Annotated in this window: 18 protein-coding genes; 10 read left to right on the forward strand and 8 right to left on the reverse strand. The window is 42.6% G+C overall.

Annotated features, from left to right (window positions below; genetic code table 11):
- Positions 1 to 18 precede the first annotated feature (18 nt).
- From HUN01_RS14665 to grxD, 4 genes are all read left to right on the forward strand, one after another.
- A complete protein-coding gene (locus HUN01_RS14665; protein WP_181931895.1) occupies positions 19 to 774 on the forward strand; it encodes a lysophospholipid acyltransferase family protein in 756 nt (251 codons plus the stop codon).
- Between the two features lie 495 nt (positions 775 to 1,269).
- Positions 1,270 to 1,878, forward strand: coding sequence for a hypothetical protein (locus HUN01_RS14670; protein WP_181931896.1), 609 nt, complete (start codon positions 1,270 to 1,272; stop codon positions 1,876 to 1,878).
- Positions 1,879 to 2,098: 220 nt separating this feature from the next.
- Complete coding sequence (locus HUN01_RS14675; protein ID WP_162396946.1) at positions 2,099 to 2,356, forward strand: BolA family protein; 258 nt, start codon at positions 2,099 to 2,101, stop codon at positions 2,354 to 2,356.
- Positions 2,357 to 2,429: 73 nt separating this feature from the next.
- Positions 2,430 to 2,753, forward strand: coding sequence for a Grx4 family monothiol glutaredoxin (gene grxD / locus HUN01_RS14680; protein ID WP_181931897.1), 324 nt, complete (start codon positions 2,430 to 2,432; stop codon positions 2,751 to 2,753).
- Positions 2,754 to 3,434: 681 nt separating this feature from the next.
- On the opposite strand, the gene HUN01_RS14685 is transcribed toward grxD, so the two are convergent.
- Positions 3,435 to 3,683 (reverse strand): DUF6761 family protein, encoded by a 249-nt coding sequence (locus HUN01_RS14685; protein ID WP_069070134.1) that lies wholly within the window; start codon positions 3,681 to 3,683, stop codon positions 3,435 to 3,437.
- Positions 3,684 to 4,270: 587 nt separating this feature from the next.
- Between HUN01_RS14685 and HUN01_RS14690 the strand changes: the two genes are divergently transcribed.
- Entirely contained in the window at positions 4,271 to 5,044 is a 774-nt protein-coding gene (locus HUN01_RS14690; RefSeq protein WP_069070133.1) for a response regulator transcription factor, read from the forward strand.
- A 79-nt stretch (positions 5,045 to 5,123) separates the two neighbouring features.
- On the opposite strand, the gene HUN01_RS14695 is transcribed toward HUN01_RS14690, so the two are convergent.
- The 4 genes from HUN01_RS14695 to HUN01_RS14710 all read right to left on the reverse strand — a co-directional run bounded on the left by HUN01_RS14695 (position 5,124) and on the right by HUN01_RS14710 (position 7,676).
- On the reverse strand, positions 5,124 to 5,921 hold the full coding sequence (locus HUN01_RS14695) for an ABC transporter ATP-binding protein (protein ID WP_181931898.1): 798 nt from the start codon (positions 5,919 to 5,921) through the stop codon (positions 5,124 to 5,126).
- A gap of 60 nt (positions 5,922 to 5,981) precedes the next feature.
- On the reverse strand, positions 5,982 to 6,548 hold the full coding sequence (locus HUN01_RS14700) for a hypothetical protein (protein WP_181931899.1): 567 nt from the start codon (positions 6,546 to 6,548) through the stop codon (positions 5,982 to 5,984).
- A 68-nt stretch (positions 6,549 to 6,616) separates the two neighbouring features.
- Positions 6,617 to 7,078, reverse strand: coding sequence for a DUF4079 domain-containing protein (locus tag HUN01_RS14705; protein WP_181931900.1), 462 nt, complete (start codon positions 7,076 to 7,078; stop codon positions 6,617 to 6,619).
- A gap of 202 nt (positions 7,079 to 7,280) precedes the next feature.
- A complete protein-coding gene (locus tag HUN01_RS14710; RefSeq protein ID WP_181931901.1) occupies positions 7,281 to 7,676 on the reverse strand; it encodes a DUF1830 domain-containing protein in 396 nt (131 codons plus the stop codon).
- A 589-nt stretch (positions 7,677 to 8,265) separates the two neighbouring features.
- On the opposite strand from HUN01_RS14710, the gene HUN01_RS14715 reads away from it, so the two are divergent.
- The 4 genes from HUN01_RS14715 to HUN01_RS14730 all read left to right on the forward strand — a co-directional run bounded on the left by HUN01_RS14715 (position 8,266) and on the right by HUN01_RS14730 (position 12,280).
- Positions 8,266 to 9,858, forward strand: coding sequence for a photosystem II high light acclimation radical SAM protein (locus HUN01_RS14715; RefSeq protein WP_181931902.1), 1,593 nt, complete (start codon positions 8,266 to 8,268; stop codon positions 9,856 to 9,858).
- An 89-nt stretch (positions 9,859 to 9,947) separates the two neighbouring features.
- Positions 9,948 to 11,345: a DICT sensory domain-containing protein gene (locus HUN01_RS14720; RefSeq protein ID WP_181931903.1), complete on the forward strand. Its 1,398-nt coding sequence runs from the start codon at positions 9,948 to 9,950 to the stop codon at positions 11,343 to 11,345.
- Positions 11,342 to 11,980 carry a pentapeptide repeat-containing protein gene (locus HUN01_RS14725; protein WP_181931904.1) on the forward strand — a complete coding sequence of 213 codons (639 nt, stop codon included), beginning with the start codon at positions 11,342 to 11,344 and terminating at the stop codon, positions 11,978 to 11,980. Before HUN01_RS14720 ends, HUN01_RS14725 begins: the two co-directional genes overlap by 4 nt.
- A 57-nt stretch (positions 11,981 to 12,037) precedes the next feature.
- Complete coding sequence (locus tag HUN01_RS14730; RefSeq protein ID WP_181931905.1) at positions 12,038 to 12,280, forward strand: hypothetical protein; 243 nt, start codon at positions 12,038 to 12,040, stop codon at positions 12,278 to 12,280.
- A 32-nt stretch (positions 12,281 to 12,312) separates the two neighbouring features.
- Here the strand turns inward: HUN01_RS14730 and HUN01_RS14735 are convergent, their stop codons facing one another.
- The 3 genes from HUN01_RS14735 to clpS all read right to left on the reverse strand — a co-directional run bounded on the left by HUN01_RS14735 (position 12,313) and on the right by clpS (position 14,101).
- Entirely contained in the window at positions 12,313 to 12,783 is a 471-nt protein-coding gene (locus tag HUN01_RS14735) for a hypothetical protein (protein WP_181931906.1), read from the reverse strand.
- Between the two features lie 140 nt (positions 12,784 to 12,923).
- Positions 12,924 to 13,748 (reverse strand): CPBP family intramembrane glutamic endopeptidase, encoded by an 825-nt coding sequence (locus HUN01_RS14740; protein ID WP_181931907.1) that lies wholly within the window; start codon positions 13,746 to 13,748, stop codon positions 12,924 to 12,926.
- Between the two features lie 71 nt (positions 13,749 to 13,819).
- Positions 13,820 to 14,101, reverse strand: coding sequence for an ATP-dependent Clp protease adapter ClpS (gene clpS / locus HUN01_RS14745; protein WP_069070124.1), 282 nt, complete (start codon positions 14,099 to 14,101; stop codon positions 13,820 to 13,822).
- Positions 14,102 to 14,401: 300 nt separating this feature from the next.
- Between clpS and HUN01_RS14750 the strand changes: the two genes are divergently transcribed.
- A complete protein-coding gene (locus tag HUN01_RS14750) occupies positions 14,402 to 14,767 on the forward strand; it encodes a hypothetical protein (RefSeq protein WP_181932688.1) in 366 nt (121 codons plus the stop codon).

The raw sequence follows: 14,767 nt of genomic DNA on the forward strand, positions 1-14,767 counted from the left end.
CAATCAGCTGCATCCGTCATGATGGAATTTTACTCTTCATCCGATACCTGCCAGCACCCACCAGCAAATCCTCAAGTAGCTCATACTACTTCAAGGGTTTCTCCTTGGTTAAGTCCTCTGGCATATTTATTAGGGCGTCACTGCCTATTACCATTATTCTTTGGACAAATTAGAATAACCGGACAAAAAAATATCCCCACAACTGGGCCTGTGATCCTTGCGCCTACCCATCGGGCGCGTTGGGATGCATTGCTTGTACCCTACGCTACCGCTTGTCTGAGAAAGCAAGACTTGCGGTTTATGGTAACTATTGACGAATGCCAAGGTTTGCAAGGCTGGTTTGTTCAACGTTTAGGGGGGTTTCCTGTAAATTCTAAGCATCCGTCAATCCGCACGCTGCGACATGGAGTGGAGCTACTTCAGCAGCACAAAACCCTGGTAATCTTTCCAGAAGGTAATATTTTTCGCGATGGCCAAGTTCACCAGTTAAAGCCGGGAATTGCTCGTCTTGCTTTGAGTGCTGAATCTAGTTATTCCGGGCTGGGAGTGAAAATTATACCCATAGGCATTAATTACAGCCAACCCTATCCAAGTTGGGGTACAGATGTAAGTATTGACATTGGCTCCCCAATCAGAGTGACGGATTACATGAGTGGCTGTATAAAACAAGATGCCAAAAGCATCACATCTGATTTAGCAAAGGCACTGCAACAATTAAGCCATCAAGAAACAAAAGTTACTAATCACGCATTTGCAGAAATTACTAATTCTTGATCTAGTTAAACGTCAAGAGTTCCAAGACTGGCCTTAAGCATTGACTATTAACCGTGCATGATTAAGAAACTGCACGTTTTCAAGGTTTGACACTAATTGTTAACTGCTATATCCATCCTGAATAAGTCACAAAAGATTAGTGATATTTTGTAACCTTTGAGGATGTATACATATATAGATTACCCTCTATCTACGCGATATTCAGCCAAATTGGCATTTTTTTGAGCAAATAGCTAAGAGTTATCTGCAAACTATTGAATTGATTGATAATCTATAGAGAAATTAACGCGTTAACTCAGTCTACTGTGGGTATCGCTGATCACAACTATTTAAGTTAGTTACTATACAGGGGTAATGGGAACTCTATTAAACCGATTTTCAGTCCTAAATCAGAGATACTTAGGATGTAACTTTGCTTTGTCCAAGACCAAAACAGAGTTAAGATACCCGAAGTTTCCATAACTTGTTTATATAGTTGTCGCACTAATTGATCCCATGAACACTGCTGCCGCTGTTACCTTGATGCAACGTACTGTTTTATCAGTCATAGCAGTCCTTAGTCTGCTATCACCTGTGAATGCTCAGGTATCACAGTCACCAGGCACTACCAGCCAACCACAACCCATTGACCCCAACGATCCCAATAACCTCCGCCCCATAACCCAAAGTAACAGCCTTTTGAGCATTGAAGGTGGCGATCGCTTAGTAAAAGATGCAGAACAAGCCGTTTCTGCTCAAAACTACCCCTTAGCTGCTAAGAAACTGCAAGAAGCACGTCAGGTTTATAATCAGCTATCTAATTTTTATCAAGAGTTAAATTCTAGCTTTTCGGGAATTGACAATAGAGTTTCTGATTCTCAGCGTCAAAAAGCTCTACTAACAGCCCAAAAGCGAGATGAAGCTACCTTTCAGCTAGCATTGGTACATCGCGCCCAAAATCAGCCAGAATTAGCTGTACCGTTGTTAGTTCAAATAATTAAGAGTCAAAATCCGACGCGGGATTTAGGCAAGAAAGCCTATAAACAGTTGTTTGAATTGGGTTTTGTTGATTCTCCCTATCCCAGAGAAGGCGGTACTTCATCTTCCTCATCGCCAAAAAAATAAATTAAATTTTTGTTGCCTCTTTTTCCCTATCTCTCCAACCAGTCGCCTGGGAATGCCCCAGTGCTAGGATAGAGCTATCTACCATAGCCAAAACCTGAGCATTCTCAAAAATACACCTCAGAGGCGCGTTTATCTACAGCCTTGCCAAAAACTGAAGTTGGCACAGGCATTTGCTCCATATCTGTTAATAATAGAAAAGTAAGTTTTTTCAGGAATTGCGATGATTAGTCCGCAGCAGGTTGAGGCAATGATCAAGGCGGAACTGCCAGACGCCCAGGTTCAGGTGCAAGACTTGACTGGTGGCGGTGACCACTATCAGGTGACAGTAGTTTCATCGCACTTTGCAGGTAAGGGACTAGTGCAACAGCACCAGTTAGTTTATGGTGCGTTGGGTCAAGCTATGTCAACTGAAGCGATTCATGCCTTGGCGGTGAAAACATACACTCCCGAAGCTTGGCAAGCAACAGCAGCTTCGTAAATAAGAGTTAGGAGTTATGAATTTTGACTCCTCACTCCTCACTATTGAATCCAACATAGGAAACATAAATACCATGACACCAGAACTCAAAGACAAAATTGATAGCTTGCTACAAGAGAACAAGATTTTAGTTTTCATGAAGGGAAACAAGTTAATGCCCCAATGTGGTTTCTCCAACAACGTTGTGCAGATTCTCAATACCTTGGGAGTTCCCTTTGAGACGATTGACGTTCTATCAGACCCTGAAATCCGTCAAGGTATTAAAGAATACTCTAGCTGGCCGACAATTCCCCAAGTGTATATCAATGGTGAATTCCTTGGCGGTTCTGATATCTTGATTGAACTGTACCAAAAAGGTGAATTGCAACAAAAGGTAGAAGTAGCTCTAGCCTCGTAATCTCCGGTTTATAACAAACCAGAGGCTATGTTGTTGAATCTGTGCTTTGCAATCAAGGCAGTGTACCGTTTTTTATGTCCTTGAAAGGGGAAATATATATCTCTCTCCCCTTTCAAGGTTTTCTAATAGGTTTCTGATAAAAATACTTGGCAGTATACAAGCCCCTCAATTTGACGTAAAAGCCAATTTAGAACAGGCTTTTGGAGGTTGTCTTGTTTCCCAGTCTCTTACTGGGAATACCTAATGGGGCTACAGCCTCAAGATTTGCGGCAGAACTGCAATGAATAGTATTTCCAGCTTCTAACTGGAAATGATGTTTTAAAGGGGTTTGGGCTTAAGTTGACACCAATGACGAGACGCCCACCCTACAATAAATAATTGGATATTTTGTTATTTGGAAGTCCCTTAAATTTATTTATAAGGATTGTAATTTTTAATTCCTCGAACGCGAACAGCGTCTTGGAGAAAAGCGGCTAACCTGTCTTTGAATTAATTTCAGGTTAGGTCAACAATCCCCTCAGTCGCATTGGCAAGACCAATATAGGGCTGAGGGGATGCGTTTTATCAATACAATAATTTCTCCAAATTTCACACCACGGCAACCCGTTGACCAATACAGATAATATGCTATAATTATCTGCGGTAATTAAGGGTTACTATCAATAACCAAGTAAATGGTACTTAGTAGTAATCGGGTTGTGGCTGTGGTTGCGGCACTGCAAAATTTGACCCATCGTACAAGTAGCGGCTGGCTTCCTCTTCTAGGCGATGAATCAGATAAGGTTCAATGACGTTGCTATGTCGCAATGCGGCTAGATATCCATCCAAATACATCCGCATGTCATCCGTGCGATAACCGCGATTCCATAACTCGGCGAAGGCGTCGGTGAGTCTTTGGTAATAGCGGATGGTTTGTGTGTCTTGGAGCATAACTGCTGTATTAATCTCTTTGGAATGAGAATTGTAAATGATTCACGCTCAAATGTGAAGTGTAATTTCACTTTGGCATCAACTCAAAGTCAACACATCTACTTTGGGCAGTACCCTCCTAGCAGCTACAAGCTACTTTTATCCTATTCCAGAAAACATCGATTCTAGTGACCAGCTAAGTTATTTTTAGGATTTTCATGGTCAACAGCCCAATTGTATTGGTGTTATATTCCTGGATAGGGGGCGCTAGATTTTTGCGGAAAAAATCTACTTTCATCATCAGGTTAAAAAGCTGTTGTACTAATGGTTAGCTGGTTGGGTTATAAATATTTTCCACATTACACCCATCTGAAAACAGAATATTAAGCTAAAAGAACTTTTGATAAGTCTAACAAAACTTTCGATAAATTTAATAAAAATTTAACAATATTTCTAATCGCCTTTTAGCAAGGCATAAATTAAAGATATTGCCACTCTTTTTATGAGGAAATGTAAAGCTAATAGTAATTGAAGTAACAAAGGCTACAAAACCTTAGAGATGGGCTTGTTACTTTGAAAGTCATCAGACGCTAAGGGGTCTTGCCGCCGTGGGTTCGGTTTGTATAGAAATCATTGAGGGGAATCCCCATCTGAGGTCGTTGTTGGGTTGGCACTTACAACAACTGGAATACCGTGTGCATCAAGCTGCCAGCATTTATCAAGCAAGGGAAGTATTTTTAAGCCATCAACCAACACTGGTAGTTTTAGATGCAGACCTGCCTGATGGTGATGGCATTGAGTTTTGTCGTTGGTTGCATCGTCAGCAGCAGCCTCTAATCTTAATGCTATCTGCCCGTAATAGTGAAGCTGATATCGTTGCAGGTTTAAAGGCGGGTGCAGATGATTACCTGAGCAAACCTTTTGGGATGCAAGAGTTTTTGGCACGGGTAGAGGCACTGATTCGCCGAAAGCGCACACCTACTGCACCAGCTTACTTGGATTATGGCACTTTGCAAATCGATTTAGTTCAGCGCCGTGTCCGGTTCCAAGGGGAGTTCATTGACTTAACGCCCCAGGAATTCAGTTTGCTGTACGTTTTGGCACAAGCTGGTGGAGTACCTCTAAGTAGGTCGGAATTGCTGCGTCGTGCTTGGCCTGATGCTATCGATAACCCTCGTACCATTGATACTCACGTTTTGTCGCTGCGGAAAAAGGTTGAACTTGATCCTCGGCAACCCAATTTGATTCAAACTATCCGCAATGTTGGATACCGTTTTAACATGGAAATTTTGAATACTAATATTTCACAGTCACAAACAACAAAGTTAGCTAGAGAGAGATTTAGTAATCAACGTTCAACACTTAGTAGTAGTCAAGTGTGATGGAAATGGGGAGTGGGATATGAGGAAAATAACTCATGCCCAATGCCCCATGCCCAATGACAATTGACTCATCCAAAATTTAAAATCCAAAATCGTCTTGAGCCTCTGCTTGAATCAAGCTTTTTCGTAATTCAACCCAGTCTATCTCTGAGACTCTTTGATTTGCGAATAAATGACCTTGTTGCAGGTGTAATAACCGAGTGCAAAACATCTGGGCCAGTTCCAGTTGGTGATTTACCATCAGAATTGTGGTTTGATGAGTTTGACTCAGCTGGGTTAAGATTTGCATTAGATGAGTAGCCGTACCAGCATCTAGGGAAGAGGTTGGCTCGTCTAATAATAATATTTTAGGCTGGATGACTAAGGCACGAGCGATCGCTACTAGTTGTCGTTGTCCCGCAGAAAGTTGCACCTCTGTTCGCCCTAACCATTCATTGGGAATATGCAGTTGGTCTGTCCAATGATTAACTCGTTGCTGAATTGTCTGTTTGGGCAAACCACGCAAAACTAAAGGATAAGCCAAGGCTTGCCCAACTGTCATCCCCAACAGCTTTGATTCTTGCAATACAAGTACAAGCATTTGCCGTAGCTGGATGACGGGAATTTGGCGATATTCTTGATTTTCTAGATAGAGCTTACCACTCGTGGGTTCAATTAGGCGGTTGATGAGGCGTAATAAGGAAGTTTTACCAGCACCTACTGATCCTACAATAGCAATGCGTTCGCCGCAGGCGTTGGCGGAGCCATCGCTCTGGAATACCTCCAAGGAAATATCTTGCAATATGGGGTATCCTTGCTGATTGCCAGGAAGTTGGGTTTTCAGCTTTGTAAACAGATTAACTTGCTCTAGCCTGAGTATGGCTTTTGCTGTATTCAACGGGAATGGGGAGTAGGGAGTAGGGAGTGGGGAGAAATAACCAATGCCCCATGCCCAATTTTAAGTTAATTGTGTACTAGTTAAGGCTGTAGCGATCGCCCAGCCATCGACTAATAGTAGCAGCAGTGTGCATCCCAGTAAAATCAGGTACATCCAGGGCTGCGCTAAAGGGCGAACATCTGTGGTGTCAATGCTCGTCTTTGCTTGGACAATTTGCACCAAACGGGTAAATCCAGCTACACGCATCGGTAGTAAATAAGCTTTCCCATCCTGGCTGAGGAAGTAATAAACTAGCCCTCCTTGCCCGGTGCTGCGGGGTTTTAACTCTTTGACTTGTGACCAAGGTAAAGACCAGCCTTTACGAAAAAAGCTCGGCACCCAGGCGGGGTAAGTAACCTGAATTCCCTCGTCATCTACCATTACTTGTTCAGTTAATACCGCGTACAAGGCAACTAAACCTATGCCAATCCCTATCCACAATAATTCTGGAGGTATGGGTGCAGCTGTTACCTGCGATAAAAAAGGTAATGGGACTGTGAGTGCTATGTATAGACTCAGCAACGTTATCCGAATCAAAGGAGACAGACGAAAAATAGAAGCTGAGATATTGGCTGAGTTTGCTGTCACGGCTCAATTACAATGCTTTTCTTCATTGTAGGGTAGGTCTATGTCCTTGGTAGTTGATGTGTGGTAGTTCACGGTAAATACTTTTGTACTACAATCCAACCAGTAAGGGATACCCAGGCAAATCCTACAAACAGAATAATATTTACGCCGATGTGTAAGGGTCTAGCCCAAGGTCGTCTGACACTAATTTGCGTGGCACTGAAAGCAGACAGTAAAACTAGTGCTACCACTATCAATCCAGCGATTAGGTGTGACGAGTGACCTAAAGAACCAAAGTGGCCTAAAGTGCCAACAATACCGATCGCTAGCAGTAGTAGCACTAAACTTACCATGCTGATTCCCATTGTATAGTGGAGCGATCGCACCCCTTTATTTCCGCCCATAAATGGGGTAATAAAAGGGAATTGCTGCGAAGTTCTCGCCCGAAACATCCAAACGCCGGTGATTGCTAACATTAGATATGCTAGCAGGGACAACCCCATTGACCAGGCGGCTATTTTCCACAACCAAAGAAATGAAGGCAGATTCATAAGAATGATTGTAGATGAGATGGGGGAGACAAGAGAGACAAGGAGAATAAACAATGCCCAATGCCCAATGCCCAATGCCCAATGCCCAATGCCCAATGCCCAATGCCCAATGCCCAATGCCCAATGCCCAATGCCCAATAAATAATAAACAAAAAGGGCTGCTGAATTAGCAACCCTTAAATTTAGATAAAATTGTTTTTTTTTAATCAACCGATGCTAAACCAAGAATTTGCAAGGGTTTGGTAGTATCTCCGATTTTTGTATTAATTTGCTGCACCATTAGTCTGGTATTAAAAGGGTCTTTTTCATCTGATGAGTCTGTATCAAACTCATTAGTACTGGGTTCTTCGAGCATCAGGCGATCGCACGGAATCTTATCGGATAAAATTGCACTTGCCATCATCCCTGTATGAATCTCCACTTGACCTTTTCGCGGAGCTTCAAAAACTAAACGTTGTCCAGGGAAAACAACCCTTTCAAAATACCAGTTGGGAATATTGCAGATGCGAGCTACCTGTATTTTGCTCGTGGCATTAATGTAGCAGCAGAGAATTTTTCCCGATTGCTCAGGTGGTAGAGGATCTAATATTTGAGCCATAACTGCTGAGGAGCTTTACGCCACAATTTTACATTACACTAGCCAAGCCTAGCACCCACTGATCCCCAGTTGTTGTAACTGCGAATACCAACTGAGTATTTGTAGATTATTTCTGTCTAAAGATATATTTTCAGTTGTGAAAATTTTGTAATTATTCACACCTTTTTCGGAATTATACACTATAAATAAAAGTTTTTGATATTTTATCCTGGTATAAAAGCTTCAATTCTCTTAAAGCAGATTGTTAGGGAATTGACATAACAACGATCCCCTTGCTTTTAGCATAGCGAGGAAGTGAGTTTTGCTGTTTCATTTATCCCAGGATTAATCGGCTGGGATCATCGCTTAATGAATAAACTCGATGTTATGGTAAAGCTATATGAAAAAATGTCTTCATAAAGCTCTCTATAGATTCTATGTATGTTTTATGCATAGAAATTTTAGCGTTTTTCGCAGTTGCTAACGGCAGCTTCGGGGATACCAATAATCGGCTGAAATGTCAAGCACGATTGTGATAAATAAAACCAAATAAAACAAGCACACACTTTAAGACTGGATGTTTCTCTCGCTTTCTCCACAGATTGGCAAGATGGAAGTTAAAACACAGATGATGGAAAATCGAATTCTTTACGTTCGCCTTCCTTGTAACCCCATCTTTCCTATTGGGGTTGTCTACCTGAGCGATCATGTCCACAAGCAGTTTCCTAATATTGAACAGCGCATCTTTGATTTGGGAACAGTACCACCTTTAGATTACAGTTCTGCTCTGGATCGCTGTATTGATGAATTTAAACCGACACTACTAGTATTTTCTTGGCGGGATATTCAAATTTATGCCCCAGTTGGTGGACGTGGTGGCAACCCGCTGCAAAACGCTTTTGAATTTTACTACGCCAAGAATCCTCTATTGAAGCTACGCGGCGGATTGGGCGGTTTGCGAATCTTCATTGCTTACTATGTAGAGTTGTGGCAAAACCAGAGCTTAATCAAACGCGGTTTAAAACGCGCCCAAAAATATAATTCTGATGCTCGTGTAGTTGTCGGTGGTGGTGCAGTCAGCGTATTTTACGAACAATTGGGTAAAAGCTTACCCCAAGGGACAATTATTTCTGTAGGTGAAGGCGAAACCCTGCTGGAAAAACTTTTAAGTGGCAGAGATTTTCGAGATGAACGCTGTTACGTTGCCGGAGAAACTCAACCACGAAAACGGCTAATTCACGAACAACCCACCCCAATAGAAAAAACAGCTTGTAACTACGACTATATAGAAGGCATCTGGCCGGAATTTAACTATTACCTGCAAGAGCAAGACTTTTATATAGGTGTACAAACTAAGCGTGGTTGTCCTCACAACTGTTGTTATTGCGTCTATACGGTTGTTGAAGGCAAACAAGTACGCATCAACCCAGCAGATGAAGTAGTTGCTGAGATGCGCCAATTATACGATCGCGGCATTCGCAATTTCTGGTTTACCGATGCCCAATTCATCCCCGCGAAAAAATTTATCCCCGATGCTGTAGAACTCTTGCAAAAAATCGTTGATTCTGGTATGACAGATATCCACTGGGCAGCATATATCAGAGCTGACAATTTGACACCCGAATTGTGTGAACTGATGGCGAAAACCGGGATGAACTACTTTGAAATCGGGATTACCAGTGGTTCTCAAGAACTGGTGCGGAAAATGCGGATGGGGTACAACCTGCGAAACGTCTTGCAAAACTGTCGTGATTTAAAAGCTGCTGGTTTCAACGATGTAGTTTCCGTTAACTACTCCTTTAACGTCATTGACGAACGTCCCGAAACCATCCGTCAAACCATCGCTTACCACCGCGAACTAGAACGGATTTTTGGTGCTGATAAAGTTGAACCAGCCATCTTCTTTATTGGACTACAACCCCATACCCATTTAGAAGAGTACGCTTTCAAAGAAGGTATCCTCAAACCAGGGTACGATCCAATGAGCTTGATGCCCTGGACAGCCAAAAAACTTCTTTGGAATCCCGAACCCCTTGGTTCATTCTTCGGCGAAGTCTGCTTGCAAGCTTGGCAACAAAACCCCAACGACTTCGGGCGCGAAGTCATGAAAATCTTAGAAGAAAAGCTGGGTTGTGCTGACTTAGAAGCAGCACTGACAGCACCATTAGAGACGAAAGAAAAACAGTTAGCGAGTGTATCCTAGAAAACACTAAAATGTGGAGAAATTCAGAATTCTGAATTTCTCCCTCTATCTTCCTCAGTGCCTCTGCGGTTATTTTTTTACCAAATCCCATGTTAGAAGGTTCAATCCTACAACAGATGGAAGCAGCCCATCGCCACACCACCAGGCCAATTCGATTCGGTGTTTACTACAAAAATACCTTAGTTGCCCTGTGCCATGCTTTAGAAGACCATATCTTAACCGATGACGGCACACCCTTAGTCATCGCAGCCTTCCAACAAGGTAAATGGTATCTACAAGAAGCTGAACGATATGCAGACATCGCCCAATGTAGTTGCCAAATTGCCATCATGGCTGCCGCTGAATCTGGCTTTGCTGAACATCCTACCAGCCAGCTACCCAATGTAGACTTAGTAGGATTAGATGCAGGCGATCCAGTGGCACAAGAGTGGCACTTAATTATTTTATCGCCTAAATACACAGCAATGGTAATTTGTCAAGAATTATCAGAGGCTGATTATGGTAGTGTTGGAGTGCCGACATCAGACTTAGAGCGCAAATTTTATGGCTTGTGGACATTTGAGCCAGAGTTAGTGCAAGAGACAGCAGAAATAGCGATCGCTCACATTAAAAAATACAACCCAGAATTGGCGGAAAAACTCACAGCTGATAAACAACAAATTGTACCGTCAATGGCCAGATCGGAAAATTTAGGTGCAGTTGTCTCTCGTGTTGTAGATTACCTCCAAACAGGACAAGATAATTTATCCATCCCGACAGCGCTTCAGAAACAAACCCTAGATCGCAACTTGGTTTCTAACGAAATCCAAGCCTTTTTGCGAATGGCGCAACTGATGGATATGGCAGATATCAACAATCCAATGGCAGCTGCGGAAGTAGTAGTACTTGCTGAAGCGATCGCCCAGCTTTTGGATCTTCCCGCATGGCAAATTAAGAGATTGCGGCTAGCGGCTTTGTTACATCGCATAGATCCATTACAGAAAGCAGAAAGCGTTCTCACAGGTGGTATATCCACACGCTACCAAGAAGATGCACCCAGTTGTCCTTTAACTTGTCCCTTAGTACCGGGGGCGCAAGTATTGCGAACTATGCCACGGCTGCGAGCAGTTGCCCAAATTATTACTCACCAAAGCGAGTGGTGGAATGGTACAGGGGAACCAGCAGGTTTAGCTGGAGATGAAATTCCCTTAGAGTCGAGGATTTTGGCATTATTAGCAGACTTTCAGTGGCGAGTCAATGAGCGAAAATCCTCAAATCAAAGCCGGGAACAGATATTTACTCAAGCATTAGATGAGTGCAAACAGCAACAATCTAACCGCTTTGACCCTAAACTTGTAGATACCCTAACTTTATTAGTTATGGGTTTACAACAGGGACTCGACTTACCCATCATGACACCCAAATTCAGCGCCGGCATCTGGATACTCGATTCCCAATGGGATAGCCACAGCAAGATAAGTGAGCAGATTGGTAGTTACTTTACATGAATATTGAAGCCATTAAATTAGGACAACTCAAACAACTTCCAGGGGCAAATTTAGAAGATGAGGAACTCTCCCGACTAGATTTAAGCCGGGTTAATCTTGCTGGCGCTACCCTTGTCGGCACTAATTTCGCTGGTTCTAAGCTCGAAGGTGGACATTTGGAGGGGGCAAATTTGATGGGAGCCAACCTCCAAGAAACTGACTTACGGGCGAATTTGATGGGAGCAAACCTGATGCAGGCAGATTTAACGGGCGCTGACTTGCGGGGTAGCAATTTGCGTGGCGCTAACTTGATGGGAGCAAGACTCAGTGATGTGTCATTGGTGGGTGCTTTCTTGAGTGGTGCTAATTTAATGAATGTGAACTTGCAAGGCGTAGACTTGCGCGGTGCTGACTTGCGCGGTGCAAACCTGACTGGGGCAAATCTTAAAGGTGCAGATTTGAGTCGCGCCGATTTGCAAGGTGCTTTGTTGAGTGAAGCAAACCTGGAAGAAGCTGATTTACGGGGGGCGAATTTGGCGGGGGCGAATTTGACGGGAGCGAATTTACTTTGTGCAGAGTTAGAAGGTACAAATTTGAGCGGCGTTAATTTGAATAAAGCGTGTTTGGTGGGGACAGTAGTAGAAACGCTTGCGTAAACATTGCACCAAAAAACCACCTATGCCGATTATTTGTATTTTCGAGGACTACCCATAATGACACCTGTCGTCGCACAAGTCTCAATTACCGCAATCATTCCCATGTTGAGCGCGATCGCAAATCGGCAATGGCAACAGTTCAAAGAACTGGAAGCAAATTTTGTATCCCAGTATGGAGTAGAGGTATGGCAAGATGTTTTTAATTTCCGTCTCAAGCCAGCACTAGATAAAGATTCTGACAGATGGCTACTGTTTCAGTGGTGTGGTGAAGGAATTATCTCAGTCAAAAATGTGGCGTAGCGCGATCGCGCAAGGTGAATTATGGCGATCGTTTAATTAAAAACTTCTCCTAAGTGCGCTCTTAATGCATCGATACTGCCCCACTGATTCATCAAGCCTTCACTAGACAACAATTTAGCTTTAGTGTCATACCAACTCCAGTTGGCTCTCATTTCCTTCTTATCAAGAGGAATACGGCTGGGATTATTGAAATCAGCAATCCAATGAACCTTAACCCATCGGAAAATACCCCATGTACCTATTTCCCATTGAGGTTTATCTTCACTTCCCTCATTAACCAGTTCAACTACGTGCGTCAAGTATCGCTCGTCGTACCCATCCGGTTTTTGAGAAAGGATGATAAGAGATCCTTTTGGTAAGTTAAAGGCGTGAGTATGTACACCCTCACTCTCTTTAAAGTTTTTAAAGTTTAACTGAAAGTAAGCTCCAACAGGATAGCTTTCATACGCCCAATCTTTATCATCATTGACATTTTTGATATATTCCAGACGACTACAATCCATTATTTTTAACCCTAAATATTTATTGGATGTTTAATCTCTAAAAAACTTTTGGCTAAAGTCTGACACTTTGCCCAAATGGAATATTAATGTAGTTTCTTTTTAGCCGATATTTTATTTTTCTACAAGTTCATTACCCATTTTTAACTTTTCACTGTTCGCCCTCGTATCCACAAAGCTAGTACACTCATTAACAACACCCCCATCACTCCTTGCAGGGGGTTATTATTCACACCAGTTACCCAATCAGGAACTTGACCAGAATATTTCACTAATTTACCTACATTAATAATGTAGTAACCCCAAACTAAACCACCATGCAAACCAATTGGAAAACCCAAGCGTCCCCTCCGCCAACGCTTTCCCCATACTTGCGTTAACCCCAGCAGTACTAAAGCTGGAAATTGCGGCAGTGTATGAATAATTGCCTCCAAGGGTTTAATAAAGTGCAATGTAGCAAACGCAGTTGCATCTGTCCACAGTGCCACACGCAGACTGTAATCTCGTTGTAATTCATCTAGCAACCAGCCTCGGAATAACAATTCCTCAGCAAATCCAACACCTAAGCCAACAAGTAAACCCTCTAAAACAACTTTCAGCAAGAAAACTTTCGGTTGTTGCCACACCAACCAACCCAATAAACTTTGTACCCCAAAAAGTATCAGAATATTAATTATCCCCAGAGCCAAACCACGCAGTAAATCCACACCGTTTTGCTGCGTGAATTCTAAGCCATAATGCCGCAGAATTTGGGGCTGTTGGTAGACATATTTACCCCATAATCTCAGGAGAAAAATAAATATTGCATATAACAATACCAATGTCAATATACTTTCTAAATTTGAATCATGCACTAGTAAGTATATTGGTGCAGCCAATGGCAACCATAGCAGCAATAAAGTCAAAATAAAAAAACCCAGCCTAATAGGGGCAGGGCGTTCGGCTAAACGGATAAGGTTTTTGTTCATACCAAGTAAGTCACTAAACACCAGCCAATACTCTAAACTTCGACTAATGACCAATGACCAATGACCAATGACTATTCATCAGGTTCAATCGTGCTACTTAAACCGTGACTTTTCAATGTTTCGCAATAAAACTCAGCGTGTTCCAGGGCGCAAGTAATAACTAAAGCTAGCCCGTTAGTATGGGCTTCCATCATGATGCTAACAGCTTGGGGTTGGGTAAGGCTTGGCACAGTGGCTATTAGTGACTGCACAACATGCTCCATCGAGTTGTAGTCGTCGTTATGGAGCAAAACGCGATACCGAGGCGCGAGCTTGCGGGTTGTGGAAGGCTTTTGAATGGTTTCAACTGACACGGCTCTTTGCTCTTTTCTCGTTACTTCACTACAACAAAGTCTCTGTTTTGCGATCGCTTAACAGTGTTTCACCTATTCTATAGTATTTCTGCTCAGATACTATGCTAGGAAAACCCTTTGCTGCCAGGGATTGGTCGTATTAGTTTTGCGTAGCTACTTGTGAGGCAGATGTCTAAGACATGGCTGCCATAAGAGTGCTACCCTAATCTTACAGAAGCTTTCCTTAAACGTAGCGCATTTTCACTTTTAAGATTAAGGAAGTTGCAAAATAATCCTTGCCCCTGCCCAAACTGCATAATGATGGACATGAGCCTAGATTTTCTTCAACCGGGACAAATTGTGTCTTTAGAGTATGGCGACAGAAATCTGTATGCAGAAGTTATTCAATTTGTGGTTTCTCGCCATTTATGCTGGGTGCGTCCTTTATTAATGGTTACTTGGACTCAAGAATCGCCGCTAATTACCGATTTGCGAGATGCATCTGACTTGCTTTGGCCTGCCAATTTATTTCGACCAGCTTTAGATACAGAAGTAATTACCTTCTTGAGCCAACTTTTAGCAAAAGAACCAAAAACTGAACCTGACTCAGTAGCCAAGCAGCAACTCAATCAGTTTATTCACCAACTTTGGCAAGCATACCAAGAGGGATTGGGCATTAGGGATTAG

Origin of the sequence: Nostoc edaphicum CCNP1411 (assembly GCF_014023275.1) — a bacterium.
GTDB lineage: Bacteria > Cyanobacteriota > Cyanobacteriia > Cyanobacteriales > Nostocaceae > Nostoc > Nostoc edaphicum_A.